This window comes from Microbacterium wangyouchuni, from assembly GCF_054072595.1.
Map to the genome: position 1 here is coordinate 457,031 of NZ_JBSVRM010000002.1, position 24,754 is coordinate 481,784.

At 64.5% G+C, this 24,754-nt stretch carries 23 protein-coding genes; 17 read left to right on the forward strand and 6 right to left on the reverse strand.

The window, feature by feature from the left end; all coding sequences use genetic code 11:
* Positions 1–101: 101 nt before the first annotated feature.
* Both ACW5CM_RS04890 and ACW5CM_RS04895 read right to left on the reverse strand, forming a co-directional pair.
* Complete coding sequence (locus tag ACW5CM_RS04890; RefSeq protein WP_457124328.1) at positions 102–743, reverse strand: YcnI family copper-binding membrane protein; 642 nt, start codon at positions 741–743, stop codon at positions 102–104.
* A gap of 74 nt (positions 744–817) precedes the next feature.
* Positions 818–1,438, reverse strand: coding sequence for a hypothetical protein (locus ACW5CM_RS04895; protein WP_457124329.1), 621 nt, complete (start codon positions 1,436–1,438; stop codon positions 818–820).
* 52 nt (positions 1,439–1,490) lie between these two features.
* On the opposite strand from ACW5CM_RS04895, the gene ACW5CM_RS04900 reads away from it, so the two are divergent.
* Both ACW5CM_RS04900 and ACW5CM_RS04905 read left to right on the forward strand, forming a co-directional pair.
* Entirely contained in the window at positions 1,491–2,801 is a 1,311-nt protein-coding gene (locus ACW5CM_RS04900) for a M50 family metallopeptidase (protein WP_439254783.1), read from the forward strand.
* A gap of 142 nt (positions 2,802–2,943) precedes the next feature.
* Complete coding sequence (locus ACW5CM_RS04905) at positions 2,944–4,512, forward strand: HNH endonuclease signature motif containing protein (protein ID WP_457124330.1); 1,569 nt, start codon at positions 2,944–2,946, stop codon at positions 4,510–4,512.
* Between the two features lie 25 nt (positions 4,513–4,537).
* Here the strand turns inward: ACW5CM_RS04905 and ACW5CM_RS04910 are convergent, their stop codons facing one another.
* On the reverse strand, positions 4,538–6,427 hold the full coding sequence (locus tag ACW5CM_RS04910; protein ID WP_457124331.1) for an anthranilate synthase family protein: 1,890 nt from the start codon (positions 6,425–6,427) through the stop codon (positions 4,538–4,540).
* Between the two features lie 214 nt (positions 6,428–6,641).
* On the opposite strand from ACW5CM_RS04910, the gene ispG reads away from it, so the two are divergent.
* Together ispG and ACW5CM_RS04920 are read left to right on the forward strand one after the other, a co-directional pair.
* Positions 6,642–7,772, forward strand: coding sequence for a flavodoxin-dependent (E)-4-hydroxy-3-methylbut-2-enyl-diphosphate synthase (gene ispG, locus ACW5CM_RS04915; protein WP_457124362.1), 1,131 nt, complete (start codon positions 6,642–6,644; stop codon positions 7,770–7,772).
* A gap of 19 nt (positions 7,773–7,791) precedes the next feature.
* Positions 7,792–8,664, forward strand: coding sequence for an alanyl-tRNA editing protein (locus ACW5CM_RS04920; protein ID WP_457124332.1), 873 nt, complete (start codon positions 7,792–7,794; stop codon positions 8,662–8,664).
* 24 nt (positions 8,665–8,688) lie between these two features.
* Here the strand turns inward: ACW5CM_RS04920 and ACW5CM_RS04925 are convergent, their stop codons facing one another.
* Positions 8,689–9,354 (reverse strand): helix-turn-helix transcriptional regulator, encoded by a 666-nt coding sequence (locus ACW5CM_RS04925; protein ID WP_457124333.1) that lies wholly within the window; start codon positions 9,352–9,354, stop codon positions 8,689–8,691.
* Positions 9,355–9,505: 151 nt separating this feature from the next.
* Here ACW5CM_RS04925 and folE point away from each other — a divergent pair, with 151 nt between their 5' ends.
* From folE to ACW5CM_RS04945, 4 genes are read left to right on the forward strand one after another with little or no spacing between them, the layout of a single operon-like run.
* Positions 9,506–10,069 (forward strand): GTP cyclohydrolase I, encoded by a 564-nt coding sequence (gene folE, locus ACW5CM_RS04930; RefSeq protein WP_438253650.1) that lies wholly within the window; start codon positions 9,506–9,508, stop codon positions 10,067–10,069.
* 29 nt (positions 10,070–10,098) lie between these two features.
* A complete protein-coding gene (locus ACW5CM_RS04935) occupies positions 10,099–11,328 on the forward strand; it encodes an NAD(P)/FAD-dependent oxidoreductase (RefSeq protein ID WP_457124334.1) in 1,230 nt (409 codons plus the stop codon).
* A complete protein-coding gene (gene folP / locus ACW5CM_RS04940) occupies positions 11,315–12,226 on the forward strand; it encodes a dihydropteroate synthase (protein ID WP_438253652.1) in 912 nt (303 codons plus the stop codon). The genes ACW5CM_RS04935 and folP overlap by 14 nt, the downstream gene beginning before the upstream one ends.
* A complete protein-coding gene (locus ACW5CM_RS04945; RefSeq protein WP_457124335.1) occupies positions 12,223–12,975 on the forward strand; it encodes a dihydrofolate reductase family protein in 753 nt (250 codons plus the stop codon). The genes folP and ACW5CM_RS04945 overlap by 4 nt, the downstream gene beginning before the upstream one ends.
* 5 nt (positions 12,976–12,980) lie before the next feature.
* Here ACW5CM_RS04945 and ACW5CM_RS04950 read toward each other — a convergent pair whose 3' ends face one another.
* Complete coding sequence (locus ACW5CM_RS04950; RefSeq protein ID WP_457124336.1) at positions 12,981–14,408, reverse strand: RNB domain-containing ribonuclease; 1,428 nt, start codon at positions 14,406–14,408, stop codon at positions 12,981–12,983.
* Between the two features lie 74 nt (positions 14,409–14,482).
* On the opposite strand from ACW5CM_RS04950, the gene ACW5CM_RS04955 reads away from it, so the two are divergent.
* Complete coding sequence (locus ACW5CM_RS04955; protein ID WP_438253655.1) at positions 14,483–14,860, forward strand: cupredoxin domain-containing protein; 378 nt, start codon at positions 14,483–14,485, stop codon at positions 14,858–14,860.
* A gap of 20 nt (positions 14,861–14,880) precedes the next feature.
* Here the strand turns inward: ACW5CM_RS04955 and ACW5CM_RS04960 are convergent, their stop codons facing one another.
* Complete coding sequence (locus ACW5CM_RS04960) at positions 14,881–15,195, reverse strand: DUF2249 domain-containing protein (RefSeq protein ID WP_438253656.1); 315 nt, start codon at positions 15,193–15,195, stop codon at positions 14,881–14,883.
* A gap of 64 nt (positions 15,196–15,259) precedes the next feature.
* On the opposite strand from ACW5CM_RS04960, the gene ACW5CM_RS04965 reads away from it, so the two are divergent.
* The 8 genes from ACW5CM_RS04965 (at position 15,260) to ACW5CM_RS05000 (ending at position 24,700) form a co-directional block, all read left to right on the forward strand.
* Positions 15,260–15,922, forward strand: coding sequence for a helix-turn-helix transcriptional regulator (locus tag ACW5CM_RS04965; protein WP_438253714.1), 663 nt, complete (start codon positions 15,260–15,262; stop codon positions 15,920–15,922).
* On the forward strand, positions 15,919–17,022 hold the full coding sequence (locus tag ACW5CM_RS04970; RefSeq protein ID WP_457124337.1) for a DUF8744 domain-containing protein: 1,104 nt from the start codon (positions 15,919–15,921) through the stop codon (positions 17,020–17,022). Before ACW5CM_RS04965 ends, ACW5CM_RS04970 begins: the two co-directional genes overlap by 4 nt.
* Positions 17,019–19,682 (forward strand): multicopper oxidase domain-containing protein, encoded by a 2,664-nt coding sequence (locus ACW5CM_RS04975; RefSeq protein WP_457124338.1) that lies wholly within the window; start codon positions 17,019–17,021, stop codon positions 19,680–19,682. The genes ACW5CM_RS04970 and ACW5CM_RS04975 overlap by 4 nt, the downstream gene beginning before the upstream one ends.
* A gap of 42 nt (positions 19,683–19,724) precedes the next feature.
* Positions 19,725–20,495, forward strand: coding sequence for an isocitrate lyase/PEP mutase family protein (locus ACW5CM_RS04980; protein WP_457124339.1), 771 nt, complete (start codon positions 19,725–19,727; stop codon positions 20,493–20,495).
* A gap of 28 nt (positions 20,496–20,523) precedes the next feature.
* Entirely contained in the window at positions 20,524–22,278 is a 1,755-nt protein-coding gene (locus ACW5CM_RS04985) for a proline--tRNA ligase (RefSeq protein ID WP_457124340.1), read from the forward strand.
* Positions 22,279–22,280: 2 nt separating this feature from the next.
* A complete protein-coding gene (locus ACW5CM_RS04990) occupies positions 22,281–23,318 on the forward strand; it encodes an LOG family protein (protein ID WP_457124341.1) in 1,038 nt (345 codons plus the stop codon).
* Positions 23,319–23,402: 84 nt separating this feature from the next.
* Positions 23,403–24,389 carry a transcription termination factor NusA gene (gene nusA / locus ACW5CM_RS04995; protein WP_438253662.1) on the forward strand — a complete coding sequence of 329 codons (987 nt, stop codon included), beginning with the start codon at positions 23,403–23,405 and terminating at the stop codon, positions 24,387–24,389.
* A 38-nt stretch (positions 24,390–24,427) separates the two neighbouring features.
* On the forward strand, positions 24,428–24,700 hold the full coding sequence (locus ACW5CM_RS05000) for a YlxR family protein (protein ID WP_438253663.1): 273 nt from the start codon (positions 24,428–24,430) through the stop codon (positions 24,698–24,700).
* The last annotated feature ends 54 nt before the right edge of the window (positions 24,701–24,754 follow it).

Genomic DNA, 24,754 nt, shown 5'->3' on the forward strand with positions numbered 1-24,754 from the left:
ACGTGCCTTTTCGACTCTCCCACTCCCCCTTTGGGGGGGTGTGCCGACGCACAAGCGTCGGCACGTCCCTTCGGGGCGCTGTCAGACGCGCAGAAGAGGCGTCAGGATGAACGCCGGTACGCGAGCACAGCGACCGTCAGTGCTGCGAGAGCAGCCACCAGGCCCCCGACACCGAACGCGATAGGCAGCGGTGACTCGGCCGGTGACTCGGCCGGTGCTTCTGCCGCTGCTTCGACGGATACGACAGCGACCACGGGTGCTGGCGAATCGAGGTCGTGCGGGTCGATGCCCGCGTCCGCGATCTCAACCCATTCGTTGACTCCGCTCTCACACTGCTGTTCTACGGGAAACGCGAGCGACTCCGGCGCTTCCTGCATCAGCTGCACAGCCATGCTGGCGGCTCCCCGCATCTCGCCGGGAATCGGCGAGAGCGCCGTGTATGTGACGGCAGAGACCAGACCGTCGTCGGCGCGCTCCACCGCGATGTCCCAGTTCGGGTCGACCGTGGGAGCAACGGATGCGAGTCCCTCCGGCATCGTGATCCGCAGGGCGGTCGTAGGCGAATTCTCACAGCCGTGCGTGAAAGAGAACGTCAGTACCGCTGAGCCACCCTCGTCGATTGCATCGGGCATTACTCCGACGTGTGCGTGGGCTGCGGTGGGGGCGAGTAGAACGATTCCGGCGGCGAGGGCCGTCACGATGGCGGCGCGGCGGGCGGTGCGGGGTCGAGTGGTTTCAAGCATGGTTTCTCCAATGGATCTGCAGAGTCGTCTCTGCATGCGGGCGCGCCGATGAGCGCGACGCCGCGAGGGTGCCGTCAGACGGCGATGATCACATCTGCGGGCGAAGGGCCGCGGAGACAGACAGGTGGTCCTCGCAACGAGAGGTCGCTGGCCCAGAGTTGGTGGTTGGGACGCGGCGCCGCGGCAGCGTGCGCGCACGGGGCTGACCACTCGCCGTGCAGCCGAGGTAACCGCCGGACAAGCGCGGCGCGCACCCAGCGTGCGATGAAGCCGAGGATTCGCTCGCCCCGCCACAGCAGGACGACGGTAAGGGCGGCCGCGAGGACGTGTGCGCCGAGCATCGAGTCATCGGGGGCGATGGATGAAGTGATCGATCCCAGCACCAGGTGATGGCCATGGTGAGCGTGCTGGCTGTTCTGGCCTGTGTTCGTTCCCGGTCGAAGCGCCGCGCCGAGTGCGACGAACAGCACGTGGAATGCCGCCTGCGCGAGTGCCACTGTCGCGCTCAGCTTCGTCACGTTGAGGGTTCGCCCCACGAGGAACGCCGCGAGAGGTGTCAGCAGGATGCTGAGGGCGAGGACGAGCAACGGCTGAGGGGGTGATCCTCCGCCGATCGTGTGCGAGACCGCGGCGATGATGGTCGACATCGACGATGCGGCAGCTCCGCGGAGGAGACGCAGCTGCCGAGGGGTCACATCTCTTAGCCTATGCGGCGGATTCCTAGTTCGCGCACAGTACCGTTGGCATGTGGAAATCCTGCTCTATGTCGCCGGCATTCTATTCATGCTGGTCGGACTCGGCCTATCGATCGGGCTGCACGAGGTCGGTCACCTCGTCCCCGCGAAGCTGTTCGGCGTGCGCGTGGGACAGTACATGATCGGCTTCGGTCCCAGGCTCTGGTCGAAGCGGATCGGCGAGACCGAGTACGGGTTCAAAGCTCTGCCGGTGGGCGGATTCATCTCGATGTCGGGCATGTATCCGGCATCCGAGGGAAAGCCGGCGCGCGGCCTCTTCCGTGCACTCGTGCAGGACGCGCGCGCAGCGAACGACGAGACGATCGCCGAAGGCGCGGAGGAGCGCGTCTTCTACCGGCTGCCGATGTACAAGCGAATCATCATCATGCTCGGCGGACCGCTGATGAACCTGATCCTCGCCGTCGTGATCTTCACCGTGCTGGCATCCGGAATTGGCCTGCAACAGGGCACCACGACCATTGCCTCGGTTACGGAATGCGTGCTTCCGGCGGGGACATCTCAGACGGAATGCCAGCCCGGCGACCCGGCATCGCCGGCAGCGGATGCTGGCATCCTGCCCGGAGACGTACTGGTGTCGTTGGACGGAACCCCCGTCTCCACGTTCGACGAGGCGACCCAGATCGTGCAGGCGGCTCCGGGTGAGACGCTGGATCTCGTCGTCTCGCGGGATGGGGCGGATGTGTCCTTGGCGCTGACTCCGATCGCCGCTGAGCGCACGCTGACGAACGCTTCGGGTCAGCCGCGACTCGACGCAGACGGGCAGCCGATTGTGGCGCGGGTCGGTTACGTCGGCATGGGGGCCCAGATGGGGTTGGTGCCGCAGCCGATCGGCGCGGGCGCGGTAATGGCTGGCGAGAATGTGGCGCGCGTGGCGAACCTGGTGGTCGCACTGCCGGTGAAGCTGTGGGATGTCGGTGTGTCGCTGGTCACGGGCACCGAGCGTGATCCCAACGGACCACTCAGCGTGGTTGGCGTTGGTCGTCTTGCCGGTGAGGTCGCGGCGACAGATGCACCGGTGCTGGACCGCTTCGTGGTTCTGCTGAGTCTGCTGGGCTCATTGAACATCGCCCTGTTTGTCTTCAACCTCATCCCGCTGCTGCCGCTGGATGGCGGACATATCGCGGTCGCTCTGTGGGATGGCATCCGTCGTGCGTGGGCGAAGCTGTGGCGTCGTCCACCACCGGCGCCGGTCGATGCGACACAGCTCGTGCCGCTGACTGTGGTCGTCGCGGTGGTGCTGATCGGCATGGGGGCGCTGCTGATGATCGCCGACGTCGTGAATCCGATCAACCTGTTCCAATAATTCCCGTGGTTCGATGCAACCGCCGGCGCACTCCTTCTCCACAGGTTCCTGATTTGGGGGAGTTATCCACAGTTCGTGAATAGCTCCTGATCAGGTGGTTTTATGTCGCATCAATGTCGGTGGCCCCCTGTTGAATGGGGGTATGACATTCCTTGCTGAACAGCTCCAGCAGATCGATCGGCACCTTGCCGATTCTCTCGCTGCGGGCGAGGATGTGCGGCTGGTCACTGATGGCGAGCTGGTGGCGGTGCTGCAGATGCTGGGGCGGATTCAACGCCGCATCGACGGTGCGATCGTCTCGGCCACCGATCGGGTGGTGCAGCGGGACCAGGGCGAGCGAGTGACGAGGCTGTCGACGCGAGCCGGATGCCGAGACGCGGTCGAGCTGCTACGGAGGGCGTTGCGCGTAGACGGATATGCCGCGCGCCGCTATGTGACGGCGGCAACCGCGATGCACCGGGATCTGAGCATCACTTCGGGGGAGCTGCTGCCTGGTGCGTTCCCCGAGCTATCGGCAGCACTCGCCGACGGTGAGCTGTCACTGATCGGGTACCTGGCATGTGTGGTTCCGCTGCAGAATGCAGCGCGGATCGAGACCGCAGACCGGCTGGCCGCAGACGCCTTACTCGCACGATTCGCACGCGGAATCGACGTGGAAGGCGCAGGCGATCGGGCGGATGCTGCGGGGGAGCGTGCTCCGGCGCCAACGACGGAGGAGCTCGCCGGACTGACCGCGCACATCATTGCCCGTCTCGATCCAGACGGGCCTGAGCCAGACGACGATCGGGCGGGTAAACGACGCCGGCACTTCACGATCGGCAAGCTGCGCGGTGGATCTGTCCCGGTGCGGGGGGAGCTGCTGCCAGAGGTCGCCGCACAGTTGCAGAAGCTTCTCGATGCCCAGATGAACCCCAAGATCGACGGCGAACCAAACGCCGGGGGTCGTGTGCACTTCCGCCCCTCGGATGATAGGCCGGATGCCGGCGCGGACACTGCGCCGGCCGCTAACGATGGTGCCGATATGCGGGCTGACGGGCTACCTGCGCATCGGGCGACGTGTCCACCGGTGGAATCCGCCGATCTTCGTACTCATGCACAGCGACGCCATGACGCATTCGCGACGATTCTGATGGTCACTGCGGCCTCAGGTGGCATGCCGGCTTCCGGTGGCGCGGCGCCGACGCTGGTTGTGTCCGTCCGAGCGGAAGATTTCGTGAACCGCACCGGGCGCGCCACGATCGAAGGCGCCGGCTACACCGTTCCCCTCGGCGCCGCTGACCATGCCGCGTGCGCGGGCGGGGTGCAGCGGGTGCTGTTCGATGAGAACGGGGCAATCGTCGGGATTGGCACGTCCGCCCGACTCTTCAACGTTCGGCAGAGGCGCGCGATCGTGCTCCGCGACCGCAAATGTTTGATCCCCGGGTGCGCGATCCGCGCGGAATGGTGTGAAATTCATCATGTGATCGACCATGCCCAAGGCGGGCCGACGCACACCGACAACGGGGTACCCCTGTGTTGGCATCACCATCGCACCCTCGATGAGAACATCTGGGAGGTTCGCATGCGCGCCGGTCGTCCCGAGATTCGCGGACCGCACTGGTGGGATCCGTTCGGCAAATGGCGATCTCCACACCTGAACTACGAAGCCGTCGACGAAACTCTTGACAACGAACGCGAACGACAACGCGATGCCGCGTGGAGTAGCTGGTGACCGTCCTTGCCGTGCGGGGGAGATTTCAGGCGAATGCCGCGGTGATGAGTCGTTCCAGCGTGCGGATGCCGTCACGCGAGAGGATCGACTCCAGGTGTCCCTGCACGCTGGCGAAGCCTTCGCCCCGCAGCGCGTAGACGTCGCCGCTACTCGGATCCGCCGACACCTCGGCCGAACCTGCCGTGGTCGTACCGGGGGATACCCGAGCAGTGAAGGTGTTGTAGAACCCGATCGACGCATCCTCGCCGAACACCGGTACGACCTTCTGCAGGCCCTGGTGCGGTGCGTCCAGCGGGGTCAGGTCGATGCCGAGGCTGTCGGCGAGGATCTGATGGCTCAGGCAAACGGCAAGCAGCGGCTTGTGGTGCTCGAGCCGCTGTGCCACGGCCTCGCGCATGCGGGCGATCCGCGGCGTTGACGCGTCTCGTGGGTCACCGGGGCCGGGGCCTGCGACGAGGAGATCGGCACCATCGATGTCGGCATCAGTTATCTGGTCCCACGCGACGATCCTCGCATCCAGCCCGAGGTGGTGCAGCTGGTGGGCGAGCATCGTCGTGAAGCGGTCTTCCGCATCGACGACGAGGGCGCTGCGGCCGGCGAACGGCCCTGTTGATCCGTCTTCCTGCGGGTTCAGCCAGAACTCCGCAAGGCGTGAATTACGGGAAGCGAGCAGCTCGGCGACCTCAGGGTCGTCGGCGAGAGAAGCTTCGGGCGACGGCTCGTCCGGATCAGCCTTCGCTGCCGCGACCGTGTCACGGGGTATCGCTCCGATCGCCCCGAGCACGCCTGCCGCCTTGCCGTGGGTCTCGCTGACCTCGCCATAGGGATCAGAGTGGCGCACGAGCGTTGCACCGACCGGCACGCGCAGCTGCCCATTCTCCAGGTATACGGTGCGGATGAGGATCGGCGCGTCGACGTCATGGCCGCCGTCGTCGTTGGGAGTGAAGAGGGCAGCGACGCCGGAGTAGTAGCCGCGCGGCTTCGTCTCATGTCGGCGGATCACAGCGCACGCGTTCTGCATGGGGGATCCGGTAACGGTCGGAGCAAACATCGTCTCGCGGAGGATGTCGCGCGGGTCGAGGCGGCTGCGCCCCCGCAGCATGTATTCGGTGTGCGTCAGACGCGACATCTGCTTGAGGTGCGGCCCCGTGATCCGCCCGCCGTCCGAGCAGACCGCGCTCATCATCTTCAACTCTTCATCGACCACCATGAACAGCTCCTCGGTCTCCTTCGTGGAGGAGAGGAAGTCAATGAGCGTCTCTTTCGTAGCACCGCCAGCGGGGTGACGGAACGTGCCGGAGATCGGATTCATCGTGACGATGCCGTCGCGCGCGACGACGTGAGCTTCTGGGCTCGCTCCGACCGCGATGTGGCCGGGAGTGATGACGGCGAATGTCCAGTAGGCGCCGCGCTCATGCTCGAGCAGAGCGCGGAACCACGTGAGGGCGGCGATGCGCTCATCGGCGTCGACCGTTGCGGTGTAGTCGCGGCGGATGACGAAGTTTGCGCCTTCTCCGCGTCCGATCTCATCGGCGATGACGCGCTCGACGACCTCGGCGTAGTCTTCGTCGGCGATGTCGAACCCGGAGTTGCGCAGGGGGACCGGTGCGTCGGGAAGTGCGGAGAGCACATCGCCGAGCGGAAGGTGCCGGTGCTCATCGACGAGCAGGCAGCGCAGTGGTGTGCCGTCATCCTCTGCTTCGAATCCGCGTTCACGCACTTGGCGGTAGGGGACCATCGCGAACACTTCACGCGGTGTGCCGTCGATGAGAAGGGGGATGTCGGCGAGGAGGTCGACATCGTCGATCTCGCCGGTGAGCAGTTCGACGCTCTGTACTCCGTCGCGGGCGATGAGCACGAAGGATGCCTCGGCGTCTCGCGCCAGGGCAGAGAGCAGGGCTGCGGGGTCAGTCATCGAGGTCTCCTGTGCAGGGCTCCGGCTCGGGCCACTAAAAAGACCGCCCCGGAGGCGGTCTGGATTCGAGGGAACGCGAACACACCGCCTAGAAGGCGGGCCACCAGGTGGTTGTACGCATGGGCTGAAACTACCACAGCGCAGCGCGCGTCGCTTCCAGCCAGTGTTGATCAGGTGCGCGTAATCTGGAGGTGTGCCTGCCGTGAATCTTGGGATGCCGCGTCTCCCCGAACTGTTGAGCCCTCGTCGTAAGACCCGTCAGATTCGGGTCGGCAAGGTTCTGGTCGGCGGTGATGCGCCGATCAGCGTCCAGTCGATGACGACGACGAAGACGACTGACATCAACGGAACCCTTCAGCAGATCGCGGAGCTGACCGCCTCTGGCTGCGAGATCGTACGCGTGGCTGTGCCGCACCAGGATGACGCGGACGCACTGAAGATCATCGCGATGAAGAGTCAGATTCCGGTGATTGCCGATATTCACTTCCAGCCGCGCTACATCTACTCGGCAATCGATGCCGGCTGCGGTGCGGTGCGAGTGAACCCCGGCAACATTCGGGAGTTCGACGGCAACGTCGGTCAGATCGCGGCTGCCGCCAAGGCTGCTGGTGTGTCACTTCGCATCGGTGTGAATGCTGGCTCGCTGGACAAGCGGATTCTGCAGAAGCACGGACGGGCGACGGCCGAAGCGCTCGTGGAGAGCGCGGTTTGGGAAGCCTCGCTTTTCGAAGAGCATGACTTCCATGACTTCAAGATCTCGGTGAAGCACAACGATCCCATCGTGATGGTGAAGGCCTACCGCCAGCTCGCCGAGCAAGGCGACTGGCCACTCCACCTGGGGGTGACCGAGGCAGGACCTGCTTTCCAAGGCACGATCAAGTCGGCGACGGCGTTTGGCATTCTGCTGTCAGAGGGTATCGGCGACACGATCCGTGTCTCGCTGTCTGCGCCGCCAGCGGAAGAAGTGAAGGTCGGACACCAGATTCTGCAGTCGCTCAATTTGCGTGAGCGCAAACTGGAGATCGTCTCCTGCCCGTCGTGCGGACGGGCGCAGGTCGATGTTTACACTCTCGCTGACAGCGTGACCGAGGGGCTCAAAGACATGACCGTGCCGCTGCGCGTCGCGGTGATGGGCTGTGTTGTGAACGGGCCGGGTGAAGCGCGTGACGCAGACCTGGGCGTGGCTTCGGGCAACGGCAAGGGCCAGATCTTCGTCAAGGGTGAGGTCATCAAGACCGTCCCGGAGGCGGACATCGTCAAGACGCTGATCGAAGAGGCCAAGCGCATCGCCGATGAAATGGGACCGGACGCCAAGCCCGGTACCGCTCAGGTGATCACCGCGTAGTCAACGATCGGCCACATTCATGTCTTCCACGATCGTCACCTTTCCGATAGGCGCCACCAGTGGGGTCGGAACGGTGGTGCGAATCGCGCCTTCGCCGCACGGAGCGGTGATTGTCGTGGACGAGACGCCCTTTCATCCCGTCGATCACACCTGGCCCGATCAGCCGGGCGATATCGGAGTGATTCGAGTCGGTGAAGAGTCGGTGCCCGTCATCGGATCGATGATGGCGGCTGCGAGCGACGACGGGACTCTTGCCGTCGGCGAGGATATTCCCGTCAAGCGCGGTGCCGAGGGGTGGACGTGGCTGGTCGGACATCGCATCGAATTACCGGATGCTCCGGCCTGGTTGTCGCCGGGAGCGGGAGTGGTGCTGGAGGTGGATCGTGCCCGCCGCGCCGCCCTGAGTCGCGGGCACACAGCATGCCACTTGGCCTCGATGGCGCTGGACCTCGCCGTTGCTGATCTGTGGCGCAAGGATCCGGGTTCTGATGCTCTGGGAAATCCGGATTTCGAGGGTCGCGCGAATCAATCGAGCCGCATTCATGAAGACGGCAGCATCGATGAGTACCGGCTCGGTAAGAGTCTGCGCAAAGCAGGCTTCGACTCCGAGACCTTCTCGGCGACGCTGACGTCGCGCGAGGGGCACATCAACGCGCAACTGGCGGCATGGGTGGCCTTTGGAGCGATGAGCGAGATCCAATCGGACGGCGCGGCGATCATCGATCGGCGTCGCTGGCGATGCGCTCTTCCCGAGGGAGATGCCGTGATCCTCTGCGGCGGTACGCACGTGCGATCACTGCAGGAGTACTCCGCCATTGTTGTCACGCTGGATCTTGCTGATCCTCAGCTGCTCATCATGACGACCACGGTCGTGCCTGCGGTCGGCGGTTGATGGAGGGCATCCAGAACAGCGCGCTCACACCGGCGCATCCGCGTGGATGACGACGCAGCAACGGCCGCAGCCGGGGGAGAGTTCGGCGCGGTCAGGATCAGCACGAACGCCCTCGAGAGCGCCTCGGATGAACGCGTGGTTGAGGTTGCAGGCAAGATCGCTGTGTTCCTGCGCCACGCTGTGGAAGGGGCAGTTGCGCAGGATGAGATCCTGATTTTCCGTGAGGATCGGCTCGAACCCAGCGGTGGTGAGGGCGGTCGAGATGTCTCCGGTCTGCGCGCCCAGCGCGGCGCCCTCTTGGGCGGAAGCTGAAGAAAGAGCCGCGCGGAACTCGCCCGAGGGCGCAGCATCGGCGGCCGTGGCCAAGAGCTTTGCCAGCAGGCTGTAGTTGCGAGGAGGAACGTTGATCGTGAGCTCCCGCTGGCTGCGCGAATAGCGTTTGGCGGGACGACCGGAGCCCGGGCCGGTTTTGCCGTTCGAGCGCGCGAAGGTGACTTCCAACAGGCCGGCATGGGCAAGCCGGTCGAGGTGGTAAGCGGCCAGACTGCGGCTGATACCGATGGCGGTCGCGACCTCTTCGCGTGTGACGCTGTCACCGCGTGCAGCGATGAACTCGTACAGCCGTCGTCGGATCTCGTCCGCGAGCAGGGCGAGTTCGTCCAGATTGCCCTGGTGATCGGTCGGGTTCATCGTAGAGATCCTTTCTAAAACCAGGCTACCTTGACGAAACCCGATCAGAGTGCCACTCTAAAACTAATTCAAATTATTTGTAGATCGGTGGGCAAAGATGTCCGAATCAGTTCTCAGCCGTCAAATCACGCCTCTGCATGTCAGTGGCGCGATGGATAAGCCAGATCTTGCCCGTGCGGAACTAGCCGCTGGTGACTTTTTGCGCGCACTGGGTGTGTCATTGGACTCGCCGCACCTCGCAGCGACACCACAGCGGATGGCGCGAGCGTGGGCCGAGATGCTCGCACCACGGGAGTTCGATCTGACGACCTTTCCGAATGATGAGGGCTACGACGAGATGGTGATCGTGCGTGACATCCCGCTGCGCTCGATCTGCGAGCACCACATGCTGCCGTTCATCGGACGCGCGAGCGTCGGCTACCTCCCCGGCGAGCGCATCGTCGGTCTGTCGAAGCTGGCACGCGTCGTGGAGCACTTTGCCTGCCGTCCGCAGACCCAGGAACGCCTGACCACACAGGTCGCACAGTGGCTGCAAGATCACCTGGCCCCGCAGGGCGTCGGCGTCATCATTGAGGCCGAGCATTCGTGCATGACGCTTCGCGGGGCGCATGCGACCGGGTCCAGCACTCTCACATCGACGATGCTCGGGCAGTTGCGAGAGAACCCGGTCTCGAGGCAGGAGTTCCTGTCACTCGCCGACCGCAGCCGCGCATAGCGCAGTGGGTATTTGCGAAGGGAGAACTGATGAATAGCATTCACCGCGTCATCGTCATCGGGGGTGGCCTCGCCGCAGGCAAGACGGCCCAAGCGTTGCGTGATGACGGATACCAGGGGGCAATAACTCTGATCGCCGCAGAGCGACACCTGCCGTACGAGCGTCCTTCGTTGTCGAAGGACTATCTGGCAGGCAAGTCCTCGTTCGACGACGCCCTTGTGCACTCTGCTGACTGGTACCGCGACAATGACGTGGTTGTGCGGGAAGGGACCACAGCCACCTCGATCGATACCGTTGGACATGTCGTCAGGCTCGATGATGACTCCTCGCTCCCGTACGACAAGCTCGTCCTTGCAACCGGATCCACCGCGCGGCATCTCTCCATAGAAGGGGCGGATGCTGACGGCATCCTCTATCTGCGAACGCTCGAGGAATCTGACGCGATTCGAAAGACATTCGGTGCCGGTAAGAAACTCGTCATCATCGGTGGCGGGTGGATCGGACTCGAGGTCGCAGCAGCTGCACGTGCGGCTTCGACGACGGTGACGATCCTCGAAGGCGGGAAACTTCCTCTCCTCAAGGTTCTCGGTGCGCAGGTCGCACAGGTGTTCACTGATCTGCACACCGCTCACCAGGTAGATGTGCGCGTCGACGTCAAAGTCGAAGCGATCACGACAGCGGACGGACGTGCCACCGGGGTGCGCCTGGCAGGAGGCGAGATCGTGTCTGCAGATGCGATCGTGGTCGGTATCGGTGTTGTGCCCGAAGTTGGTCTCGCCCTCGCCGCTGGGTTAGACGTCGATAACGGCGTGCTGGTGGACGCCTCACTTCGAAGCAGTGATCCGGATGTCTTCGCCGTCGGCGACATCGCGAATCAGCAGCATCCGATTCTCAGTCATCGAGTGCGGGTCGAGCATTGGGCCACCGCCTTGAACCAGCCCGCGGCTGCCGTCTCAGCTGTTCTCGGCAACGACGCCACTTACTCGGAGCTACCCTATTTCTACAGTGATCAGTATGACCTCGGTTGTGAATACATCGGCTTCGTCGCACCCGGGGCCGACCATCACGTGGTGGTTCGAGGGAGCCTCGCCGATCGTGAGTTCGTCGCCTTCTGGTTGGACAGTGACTGCTGCATCCTCGCGGCGATGGCCGTGAACGTCTGGGATGTGCTCGAAGAGATCAAACCGCTCATCGTCTCGCATTCTCCGGTCGACCCGGAAAGACTGATCGATCCGGAGATCCCCTATGCTCGGCTCTGAGTTTCGCGAAGAGACGACCGCAGCAGAGCGGATAATCGGTCGGCGGCGCTTCGATTTCAATCGTCAGATCGCAGTGATGGCGGTTGTCAACCGCACGCCCGATTCGTTCTACGACCACGGAGCCACATTCGCGCTCGACCGCGCCGTAGATGCGGCATTGACCGCAGCCCGCCTGGGAGCGGACTGGGTCGATATCGGAGGTGTGCCGTTCGGGCGAGGTGCGCCGGTGTCGATTTCCGAGGAGATCGACCGCATCGTTCCGGTGGTCGAGGCGATCACTCGGGTGAGCGATGTGGTCGTCTCGGTCGACACCAACCGTGCCGTCGTCGCGCGCGCCGCAATCACAGCGGGAGCCGCCGTCATCAATGACACCAGCGGACTCGGCGACCCCGAGATGGCTGAGGTGATCTCCTCCACTGATGCACAGATCGTCATCACCCACAGCGTCGGCCCGCCGCGAGTCGAGAAGCCTGCCGCGCAGTTCGATGACGTCGTGGGCGCGGTGCGGGCTTTCCTCCAGCAGCGTGTCGCCCGCGCAGAAGCCGCCGGGGTACCGCGCAGCCGGATCATCATCGATCCGGGCCATGACCTCGATAAGAACACACTGCACTCCCTCGAGCTGACTCGGCGCTTCGATGAGCTCACCGCCCTGAACCTGCCCGTGCTCGCGGCGGTGTCGAACAAGGATTTCATCGGCGAATCGATCGACCGCGAACAGGGCCATCGCCTCGCCGGATCCCTTGCAGCCATGGTGGCGTGCATTGAGAGAGGCGCACGAATTGTCAGGATGCATGACGTCGAAGCCACGGTTGACGCAGTGCGTATGGTGGAGAGCATCCTCGGGATGCGGCAACCCGCGCGTCTCGCACACAACATGCACCCGACGGGAAACGTATGAACGCTGACATCATTCGTCTCTGGCCAGAGCCCCTGGCACAGATCGATGACGACAGCCTTCTGGCGACGTACGAGTTCCCGGAGGGACCCTGGTTGCGGATGAACTTCGTCTCGAGCATCGATGGGGCGGCCACACGCGACGGTCGATCGGGCGGTCTCGGTGGAGACGGTGATGGGCGGCTGTTCGAACTGCTGCGCAGACAGGCGGACGTCATTCTCGTCGGCGCCGGTACTGTGCGTACAGAGGGCTACGGCGCGATGTGGCTCGCCAACGACGCGGTCGCCTGGCGTCGTGATCACGGCATAGAAGAGCAACCTGTCTTCGCACTGGTCTCCGGCAGCCTCGATCTGGACCCCAAGTCCGACGTCTTCACCGAGGCGCCGGTGCGTCCGATCATCTATACCGTGAGCACGGCGCCTACCGAACGCCGCGAGGCGCTCAGCGCCGTGGCCGACATCGTGCCCGCGGGCACAGAACACCTCGACCCGTGGCGGGTCCGCGAAGATCTCGCAGCGCGTGGCCTGGTTCACATCCATTCCGAGGGAGGGCCGAGCTTGTTTGGGTCGTTCATCGTCGCCGGTGCCGTGGATGAGATCTGCCTGACTGTCGCCGCCACCCTGGAAGCCGGCGACGCACGCAGGATCGCGAACTCTGCGCAGGCACTACCAACCGGGATGCGCATCGCTGCTGTCCTCAAATGCGAGGATGAGCTGTTCCTGCGGTGCATGCACACCGCCACAGACATCTGAGACCGTCACTCTTTCAGCGCGAACTCCATCTCGCCCGTAGCGATGTCGGTGCGCACGAGTGTCACCGAGATGACCTCTCCGGGTTTCGTGCCGACGGGTACCGGTGCGGTTGCGGTCACTGCGGGCGCGGCGATCTGGATCGCGGCGCGCTCGCCGCTGTTGCGCAGTTCAATCACAGTCGCCTCGATCGTGGAGCCGACCAGGGGAGTCAGCAGAGCCGCCTCCACCCGATTGATGGTCTCGGCGTTCAGTCGCGATGCTCGCTGCGATGAGGTCTGCATGAGCTCGGGCAACTCGTGCAACGACTCACGCGCCCAGGCTGGCGGTTCTTCCCCCTGTGCGATGGCGAGGCAGATCGCGAGCGACCAGCGGTCGACGAGGCGGCGCAGGGGAGCTGTGGCGTGCGCGTACGGCGCCGCGATGGCTGCCTGCTCGATGTCGTCCGGAACAGATCCGTCGAAGCTCACGTAACCAGCACCGCGGAACAGCGAGGCCGCGGCCTCGAGAACCGGAAGCGTCAGCGGATCCTCCCGGTCGAGGCTTCGCAGATACTCGCCGTACTCACCCGTTGTCCACGGACGCCCAAGCGCCTCCGTCTGGTGTCGGAACGCGTCGAACGACTTCTCGTCCGGCGCGGGCATCGTTCGCAGCACTCCCACCTGGGCTGTGACCATCAGCTCGGCGGCCGCCATGCCGGTCATCAGCGAGAGCTGCGCATTCCACTCTTCGATCGGAAGCGCGTGCGCACGCTCGATCGAGTAGGTTCCATCGTCGTTCTGGATGACCTCTTCATCGGGCATGTTCAGGCTCGCACCGCCGCGCGCCTGCTCGATCGCGATGCGAAGCTCACCGATCTCCTGCAGCAGAGACGCCGGGGAGTCGTCGCCGCGATCGAGCGCCTGCTGGGTCGTGACGTAGTCGAGCTTTGCCCGTGATCGAATCAGCGCGCGCTCCAGGCGGAACGTCGAGACTGCTCCGTCGGATGCGAGGTCGAATGTCCACACCAGCGCCGGGCGGTCGACATCGGGCAGCAGCGACGCATGATCCTCGCTGAGCACCGCCGGATGCAACGGAATGCGCCCGTCTGCCGCGTAGAGTGTCTGTCCGCGTTCGCGCGCTGCGGCGTCAACCGCTCCGCCGGGCTTCACAAAAGCCGGCACATCTGCGATCGCGTACCGAACCACGAATCCGGAACCCGCGCGAGCCAGATGGAACGCTTGGTCGAGATCCATCGACCCGGCGGGGTCGAGCGTGGCGAACTCAACGTCTCGCAGGTCGAGACCCGGCTCCGCAGGCGCCGCTAGGGATGCCTCGGTCAGCGTTTCGGGTGAGAATTCGGTGGGCGCATCCAGCTCTTCCCTCAGAGCAGCAAGCGCGGCGGCGAGCTCACTCTGGACGGCGGAAGGGGCTATGTGCGATCGGCGCTGAGGCATGACTTCAGCTTATGCGCGTCAATCGCGGATACTGGAGAGTGCATCAAACTAGGTCAGAGGAAAGCAGGACGTTGATGAGGATCGTTGTTGTTGCCCTGCTCGCGATCATGCTGACCCTTACGGGTTGTGCGGGCGCGGGGTCAGCTGCTGACGCGGATGCGCCGGTTCAGGTCGTCGAGATCGACGCAGCCAACATGCGCTTCACCTCGGATGTCATCGAGGTGCCGGTGGGTACTCGGCTGGTGATCGAGCTGACGAACACCGACGAACTGCAGATGCACGACCTTGTCCTCGCCAATGGCGTCGCCGGAACTCACCTCGCTCCCGGCGAATCTGAGACGATCGACGTCGGCGTCATCACAGAAGACATCGATGGATGGTGCTCGATATCCAACCACCGAGCCATGGGCATGACGCTCACAGTGATCGCTGTGGATCCGGCATCCGACTGATCGGCTATTGAAGCGGGGCCTCAGCCGGCGTTACGGATCAGAATGCGCCAGCGCTTCGGCCCGCGATCCAGGTATCGCGTGTTGTAGGCATCGCCGTGGCGAGCGGTCAGCTGGTCGAGCAGCGGCACGGGGTCATGCGTGGCGGACACGATCATGCCCGCACCGGGCCGTAGCGATTCGATGGCCCCGAAGATCGCCGCGTGGCGGACAGCATGCGGAATCGTCTGCACATCCAGTTCGGGGAGTTCTTCATCGACCTCGCCGCAGGTGCATCCCGCGGTCGGATTCTGATCGACGGCTTCTGCGCGCGAACGCTGAATCTCGATGTGTCCCATGATCTCTCCCCTTGGTATGCCGTGCGGATGCCCGTATTTAACTATACTTAATCCCGTGGAAAACATGGCCGCTGAAGATCGCCGGCGCACGGCAGCCGGTCGACGGCACTCGCCGACGCGCGAGCGACTCCTGCGAGCAATCGAGCGTCTGCCTGATGCGCTGACCGCAGAGCTCGTGGAAGCGACCGGCCTCCATGAGAACACCGTGCGCGGTCACCTCGAGCGGCTGCGGGCCGATGGATACATCCGGCGCGAACAGGACAGGGCCGCGGGGCGTGGGCGTCCGGCCTGGCGTTGGCGAGCGGTCGAACCCACCGGTCTGAGTGCTTATGCGGGGCTCGCCGCAACACTGGCCGGTGCGCTCGGGCAGGCCTCGTCGACGCCCTCCGCAGCTGCGAGGAAGGCCGGCATCACCTGGGGGTCACAGCTCGTCGCAGATCGCTCGACGTCCGCTGCGGGCCGCGACTCGCATGATGCCGCAGCCCGCGCACTCGTCGTCGATGTCATGCGCGAACAGGGCTTCGGGCCGGAAGATGACGGTGCAATCGTGCGTCTGCACACCTGTCCGCTGCTTGCAGCAGCTGCAGGCAACACCGCGGTCGTCTGCGCGGTGCATGAGGGAATGGTCGAAGGCATCGCTCGGGCGAACGGCGCTGACCTGGAAAGCAGTCTGACCCCGTTCGCGGACGACGGAGCCTGCGTTCTGCGACTGCGTGCTCGGGCATGAGCGCCGGCATCCGTCGCCGTGCACCATCGTGGCGCCTGATCTGGATGCTGCCCGCCGGTGTCGCGCTGCTTGCGGGCCTGAATGCCGGACTGCAGTTGATCGGCCTGCCTGCGCCGATCAGCGGATCGCGACTGCCTCAGGTGCACGGGATGCTGCTGACGATCGGATTCGTCGGAACGCTGATCGCGCTGGAGCGTGCCACTGCCCTCCGCCGGTGGTACGGGTTCATCGCCCCGGCGCTGCTCGGGCTCGGCGGTATTGCCCTTCTCATGCCGATCGTGCCCCTGATGGCAGCCAAGGCAGTGCTTGTCGCGGGAGCCGCGGCATTCGTCCTGCTCTACATCCCGCTGTGGCGCCGCCAATATGATGCCGCGCTGCTGACGCAACTGCTGGGCGCAGCTCTCGCGCTGGTGGGAACGCTGCTGTGGCTCGTCCAGGAAGACATGTCACGTGTGCTGGTCTGGATGATCGGGTTCATCGTGCTCACCATTGCCGCGGAGCGCGTCGAGCTCGCGCGCATCACGATGGGGCCGCATGCCGGAGTGCGCCTGCTCGTGCACGGTTGGGTGGTCACGGCCGCGCTGACGGTGAGTGTGGTGCTGCCGGATGCCGGAGCGATTCTGCTCGGCCTTGCTCTGCTGTCGTTGACCGGATGGCTGGTGATTCATGATGTCGCGAGGCGAACGATCCGCTCTACCGGGGTGACACGGTACATGGCCGCCTGCATCCTGGGCGGGTACCTGTGGCTGGCACTCGCCGGCGCTGTGTTGCTGCTCGGACAGCCCGATTCTCAGCCGCGATACGACGCCGTCATACACGCGGTGTTCCTCGGCTATACCTTCTCGATGATCATGGCGCACGCCACGACGATCCTTCCCGCTGTCCTCGGAATCTCACTGCCGTATCGGTCGGCGTTCTGGGTGCCAGCGGTGCTGCTTCATGCCGCGCTGGTCGTGCGTATCTGGATCGGAGACGGACTGGGCATTCCGCTCGGCTGGCAGCTGGGCGGCGCGTTGGGCGTGCTCGCACTCGTGCTGTTCGTGCTCACCGCGTTGGTGAGCGCGATCATGGGTACCGCTCGGAAAGCAGAAGTCCGATGAAGATCGCGACGGCGTCGTCGGATGACATGGCAAAGGCCCCGGCCCGCGGCTTCTGGGCGGCCCGCGATCTGCCGACGGTGATCTGGCTGCTGCTCACGGTGGCAGCAGTGCTCATGCACCGTTCGCTTCCCATCCCGAACTGGCTCATGATTCACCTGCTGCTGTTGGGCGCCGTCACGCACGCGATCCTGGTGTGGAGCCAGTACTTCTCCTTTGCGCTGCTTCGCAGTGCCGCGACGATCGCCGAGCGCCGCACACAGACCGTGCGGTTGGCGCTTTCAAATGCCGGTGCGGCGCTGATCCTCCTCGGCGTTCCGCTGGGAGTGTGGCCGCTTTCGTTGCTCGGTGCGGCCCTGCTGATCACTGCAGTCTCCTGGCATGGCGTGAGTCTGTACCGTCGAGCCAAGCGGAGCATGCCGGGACGCTTCGGGCGCACCATCCGGTTCTACATCGTGGCTGCGGCCCTGCTCGTGGCCGGGGCAGCACTGGGCGGATGGCTCGCTCGGGGAGGGGCCACACCGAACCTCGTCCTGGCCCATGCACTGCTGAACGTGCTCGGCTGGATCGGGCTCGTCGTCGCAGGCACCGTTGTCACACTGTGGCCGACGATTCTTCGCACCCGCGCTGATGAACACGCCGCGATCGGCGCGGCCCGTGCGCTCCCGCTGCTTGCGCTGGGGGTGCTTGTCGCCGCGGCTGGAGCGGCGCTCGCCTGGTTGCCGATGCTCGCACTCGGACTGCTGGCATACTTCGCCGGTCTCGTCGTCATCGGGGTGTCGCTCTGGCGCGCAGCACGGCAGGCGCCGCCGCGAACCTTCGCCGCACTGTCGGTGGGAATGGCCCTGCTCTGGTGGGCAGGATGTATTGCGGTCCTCATCATCGGCACGGCTGCGGTCAGCAGCAGCGGCAGTGGCATCGCTGGACTGTCACCGATCGTTTCCCAGACCGTGCCCTTCCTCGTTGCCGGGTTTGCGGCACAGGTGCTCCCGGGCGCCCTCAGCTATCTGATCCCCGTGGTCCTCGGGGGCGGCCCGACCCCGGTGCGGGTGGGGACAGCGGCGTTCGACCGGTTCGGAGCGCTGCGGGTGGCGACGGCGAATGCTGCGCTGGTGGTGTGCGCGCTGCCGGTATCTTCTCTGATGCGGGTGGCAGCATCCATCCTGTACCTCGTGGCGATGGCATCGTTCCTCGTGATCATGCTGATCGCGATGCGTGCTCAGCGGCGCGCCAAAGCCGCGCATCAGCGATTGGGCAAGGCCCGCCGGGGTCCGATCGTTCCGGAAGGTGCCCAGCAGCCAGGACACCGGGCTGGGCAGGCCATCGCCGGGCTGATCGCTGTCGTGCTCACCGTCGCGGTGTGTGCGGTGATCGATCCGTTGGCGATCGGCTGGGGCGCTCAGGCTTCCGGTGATGCGGATGCGCCGGTTCAGGTGGTGCAGGTGGAGGCCGCGGATATGCGCTTCACGCCGGATGTCATCGAGGTGCCGGTGGGTACGCGACTGGTGATCGAGATGACCAACACCGATGAGGCGCAGGTGCATGATCTTCTCCTCGAGAACGGTACCGGCGGCACGCGTCTCGCACCCGGTGAATCGGAGCAGATCGATGTCGGTGTGATCACCGAGGACATCGATGGGTGGTGCTCGATCATCGGGCACCGGCAGATGGGCATGACGCTCTTGATCATCGCTGTCGGTGCGGGCGAATCGGACTCCGCAGGCGAATCGGACCCCGCAGGCGACAACGCGCATGATCACGCGGCGATGGATGACGCCGGCCGTATGGGCATGGATGCCACACCGGCAGAAGGCTTCCGGCCGTATGACGCGCTCCTGCCGGCATTACCCGCAGCCGACAGCCCGACCACGCACCAGGTCACGCTGACGGTGCAAGACGCCGTCACGGAAGTCGCGCCAGGAATCACGCAGACGCTGTGGACGTACAACGGCACCGCACCTGGCCCCACGCTGCACGGCAGAGTGGGCGACACGTTCGAGGTGACTCTCGTGAACGATGGGTCGATGGGGCATTCGATCGATTTCCATGCCGGCGCGCTCGCTCCCGATGAACCGATGCGCACGATCGCGCCAGGGGAGAGGCTCACCTACACCTTCACCGCGACCCGCTCAGGGATCTGGATGTATCACTGCTCCACAAAGCCGATGACGGCGCACATCGCCAACGGAATGTTCGGCGCCGTCGTGATCGAGCCCGCAGATCTGGCATCTGTCGGTCGCAGCTACGTGCTGATCCAGAACGAGTTCTACCTCGGCGACCACACTGGCGGAGAGGTCGACGTCGAGGCTCTGGCGGAGGAGAAGCCCGATCTGGTCGTCTTCAATGGTTATGCGAACCAGTACGATCACGCGCCGCTGCCGGCGAAGGTCGGCGAGCGTGTGCGGATATGGGTTCTGGATGCCGGGCCCAACCGTGCGTCGAGCTTCCACGTCGTCGGCGGTCAGTTCGATACCGTCTGGTCAGAGGGGCGCTATCTCATCGATCATGCGGTTGACACCGGATCCCAGGCGCTGTCGCTGCTGCCCGCTCAGGGCGGATTCGTTGAGCTCGCCTTTCCCGAGGCCGGGCACTACCCCTTCGTCTCGCACATCATGATCGATGCCGAGCGTGGCGCTCATGGCGTCTTCGAAGTCACACGGTGAAAGATCGGCCCACCCGGAGCGCGGGGACGCTAGCGTGGAGATATGACCGCCGCAGCCAAAGCCCAGACCCTCCTCGCTCTGTATGACGCACCGGAGATCCTCCGTGTGGTGAATGTGTGGGATGTGATCTCTGCCAAAGCCATCACGGCTCTGCCCGAGACGACAGCGCTCGCCACCGCCGGTCACTCGATCGCCGCAACCTTCGGCTACCCGGATGGGCAGATTCCCCGCGAGCTGATGATCGACATGGTCGGGCGGATCGCAGCATCCACCGAGCTTCCGGTCAGCGCAGATCTCGACGACGGCTACGACGATGCGGGGGAGACCACCAGGTTGGCGATCGCCGCCGGAATCGTCGGCGCGAACGTCGAAGATCGCCTCAAGCCGCTGGCAGAATCCGTCGCAGTTGTCGAGGCGATCGTCAAGGCTGGTGAAGCCGAGGGAGTGCCGTTCGTTCTCAACGCACGTACCGATGCGTTCGTCCGCGCGGGTGGCCGTCCGGTCGAGGAGAGCATCGCTGACGCGATCGAACGCGGACGCGCGTTCCTGGATGCAGGAGCTGCAAGCGTCTTCGTCCCCGGCGTTCTCAACGCCGATGTCACCCGCCAGCTCGTGGAGGGAATCGGCCAGCGAAAAATCAGCGTCATCGGCCTGCCTGGCGCCCTCACTGCCGCTGAGTACGAGGCTCTCGGCGTCGCACGGATCTCCTACGGTCCGACGACTCAGCGCGTCGCGCTCACCGCACTTCAGGACGTGGCATCCAGCCTGTATCTCGACGGCGTGATCCCGGAGAACACGCGCGCACTCAACTGACACCGCCCCGGGTCACTAGACTTGACGCGTGGTCACTCGTCTCTCGAAATTCTTCCTCCGTACGCTCCGTGAAGACCCCGCCGAAGCGGAGGTCACCAGTCACAGGCTGCTGCTCCGTGCCGGCTACATCCGGCGGCAGGCTGCCGGTATCTTCGCCTGGCTTCCGCTCGGCCTTCGGGTAAAGGCGAAGATCGAGACGGTCGTCCGCGAGGAGATGGCGAACGCGGGCGCCCAGGAAGTCCACTTCCCGGCGCTGATGCCGCGTGAAGCATATGAGGCGACCGGTCGCTGGGATGAGTACGGTGATCTCCTGTTCCGTCTTCAGGACCGCAAGGGCGGCGACTACCTGCTCGCACCGACGCATGAAGAGGCTTTCACTCTCCTCGTCAAGGATCTGTACTCCTCGTACAAGGATCTGCCGCTGACGCTCTTCCAGATTCAGGACAAGTACCGCGATGAGGCACGGCCGCGCGCCGGGCTGCTGCGCGGACGCGAGTTCACGATGAAGGACGCCTACTCCTTCGATGCTTCCGATGAGGGCCTGGAAGTTTCCTATATGGCGCAGCGCGACGCCTATGAGCGTATTTTTCAGCGTCTCGGCCTGGAGTACGTGATCGTGCAGGCGGATGCCGGCGCGATGGGTGGGTCTCGCAGCGAGGAGTTCCTGCACCCCACACCTGTCGGTGAAGACACATTCGTCCGCAGCGCGGGCGGGTATGCAGCGAACGTTGAAGCGTTCACAACCGCGGTGCCGGATGCTGTGCCGTTCGACGACGCCGAAGCCGCTACGATCTTCGACTCGCCGAATACCCCGACGATCGAGACGCTGGTCGAGCACTCCAACGCTGTCCTTGATGGCGAGTACACCGCAGCAGACACACTCAAGAACGTCGTACTCGCTTTGACGCACCTCGACGGCACGCGTGAGCTCGTCATCGTCGGCATTCCCGGTGACCGCGAGGTCGACCAGAAGCGTGCCGAGGTAGCCTTCGCGCCAGCAGAGGTGTCGACAGCAACAGATGAAGACTTCGAGAACAACCCGCTGCTGGTCAAGGGATACATCGGGCCCTGGTCGCCCACAGGAGCGGTGCTCGGCGAAGAGTCCGCCACCGGGATTCGCTACCTCGTCGACCCTCGTGTCTCTGAAGGAACCCGCTGGATCACCGGGGCGAACATCGATCAGAAGCATGCCTACTCGGTCATCGCTGGTCGTGACTTCGAAGCCGACGGCATCGTTGAGATCGCGAATGTCCGCGATGGCGACCCGGCACCCGACGGCTCGGGACCCGTTTCGCTCGCGCGCGGAATGGAAATCGGCCATGTCTTCCAGCTCGGCCGCAAGTACGCCGAAGCTCTCGGGCTCAAGGTGCTCAACGAAAACGGCAAGCTCGTCACCGTCACCATGGGCTCTTACGGCATCGGGGTGACCCGCATCCTCGCGATCATCGCTGAGCTGAACAACGACGATAAGGGCCTGATCTGGCCGACATCCGTTTCGCCCTTCGACGTGCACCTCGTCGCCGCCGGTCGCGACCAGATCGCCTACGACGTCGCCGAAGACATCGCCAAGCAGCTGGAACAGGCGCGTCTGGACGTGCTCTACGATGACCGACCCAAGGTCTCACCGGGTGTGAAGTTCGGCGACGCGGAACTGGTGGGAATTCCCCGCGTCCTCGTCGTGGGGCGCGGTGCCGCAGAGAGCCAGGTCGAGCTGTGGAACCGCAGCACGGGGGAGCGCGAGGCGCTCTCGGTCGACGAGGCGATCGCGAAGCTGAAGGGCTGATCATGACCCCTGAGCAGTCCGACCTCACCGTGGCGGTCGATGCGCTCCTGACCGAATCCGGCATCACGCGCAACCGTGCGTTGATCCGCCGGATCGTCACGACCGGCATCCGGCTCGGGCAAGAAGGCACCGATCGTCTCGATCTGAAGATCGCCTCCGCGGCGATCGTCGAGATGCACGATGCGTTCCGCCTGTTCCAGCCCTACGCGGACGTGCCGAAGGTGACTGTGTTCGGTTCGGCGCGCACGCAGCAGGACGACCCGCTCTACAAACAGGCTCGTGACGTCACCGCCGTGCTCGCCGAACGAGGCTGGATGGTCGTCACCGGGGCAGGGCCTGGCATCATGCAGGCTGCCGCAGAGGGCGCCGGTGAGAAGATGGCGCTCGGAGTGTCTATCCAGCTGCCGTTCGAAGAGAAGCCGAACGCGGTTGTCGCCAAAGACACGCATTCGGTGGAGATGAAGTATTTCTTCACACGCAAGCTCATGCTCGTCAAGGAATCCACCGGCTTCATCTGTCTTCCTGGCGGTTTCGGCACGATGGACGAGATGTTCGAGTTGCTCACGCTGCAGCAGACCGGCAAAGCAGAGCCAATGCCGATCGTTCTTCTGGATCAGGCTGGTGGTTCCTTCTGGAAGGGACTCGAGCGATTCGTGAACGAGTCGCTCATCCCTGCTGGTGTCATCTCAGCAGACGACTTCGACCGCGTGCTCGTCACAGATTCTGCTGAAGCTGCTGTCGCTGAAATCACGGGGTTCTGGCGCAACTATGACTCGCTGCGCTGGGTCGATGACGTGCTGCTGCTGCGGTTGAAGAACACGCCGACCGATGCCGAAGTCGAAGCGCTCAACGCCGAGTTCGGGCATCTCATCGTCGATGGCGGCATCACCGTGACCGCCGCAGTACCGGCAGAAGTCGAAGACAACGATCGCATCGACCTGCCGCGATTGGCGCTGCGTCTGCGCCAGCGCGAGGTCGGCGGGCTCTACCGGCTCATCGCCGCGATCAACGCACTCGGCACCGCGCACACCGACGGCTGACTGACACCTCGCGCCAGAGCGGGTATCGTAGTACGGTGCCGCGCGTGCAGGATGCTGCGGCGAGAGCTGAATAGGGAGGCCGTTATGGAGATCGAACTGGGGCTGCTGCGCGGAATCGAGAAGGAGAAGGCTATCCCCTTCGACGAACTCGTCGCGATCATCGAGCAGGCCGTCCTGACGGCGTACGGAAAGCATGTCTCTGAAGACGGCGCCGTTCCCGCAGGCGTTCGCGTCGAACTCGACCGCAAGACCGGCCACGTCGCCGTGCTTCAGCCGGTCACCGACGAAGAAGGCGCCATCATCGGCGAGGAGGATGCGACTCCGAGCGACTTCGGGCGCATCGGAGCATTCGCCGCGAAGCAGGTCATCAGCCAGCGGCTGCGCGACATCGCCGACGACGTCGTGCTCGGCGATTTCAAGGACAAGGAAGGCGACATCGTCGCTGGTGTCGTCCAGCAGGGGCCCAACCCGCGCATGATCCACGTCGACCTGGGTTCGGTCGAGGCGATTCTTCCGCCCGAGGAGCAGGTGCCGGGCGAGGAGTACACGCATGGGTCTCGCCTGCGCGTCTACGTCACCGCTGTCGCTAAGGGGCTCAAGGGCCCGCAGATCACGGTGTCCCGCACTCACCCGGGCCTGGTGCGCAAGCTGTTCGCGCTGGAGGTTCCGGAGATCGCTGCCGGTCTCGTCGAGATCGTGTCGCTCGCACGTGAAGCAGGGCACCGCACCAAGATCGCGGTGAAGGCGAATGACCCGGCGATCAACGCCAAGGGCGCCTGCATCGGAGAGATGGGACGCCGTGTGCGTGCCGTCACCGAAGAACTCGCGGGGGAGAAGATCGACATCGTCGATCACGACGTCGACCTTGCCACGTTCGTCGCCCATGCGCTTTCGCCGGCCAAGGTGACAAGCTCCTTCGTGTTGGATGCCAACACGAAGGCCGTTCGCGCACTGGTTCCCGACTACCAGCTGTCGTTGGCGATCGGCAAGGAAGGTCAAAACGCTCGTCTGGCCGCCAAGCTCACCGGCGCGAAGATCGACATCCAACCTGACAGCATCCTCGACGAGTAGCGGGCGAGTCGAAATCGCTCGCCGCCCAGAGGTGTAAGATGGAACCCGTACGAACATGCGTTGGCTGTCGCGTGCGTGCTTCCCGAGCCGCTCTGTTGAGAGTGGTGGTTCACAACGAAATCCTCATTATTGATGACGACGCTGTGATGCCCGGGAGAGGCGCGTGGCTGCATCCGACGCAAGATTGTGCAGAAGCCGCATTGCGGCGTCGCGCATTTGCGCGAGCACTCCGTGTGTCCAGTTCTTTGGATACGCAGACCATCGAGAAACGGCTAAATGGCTATGGAAAAAAAGTGAACGGCTCAAAATGAGACCCGTCCGCAACTAGTGGTCTGCCCTGCCTGGGTAGACCAACCCAGACAGGA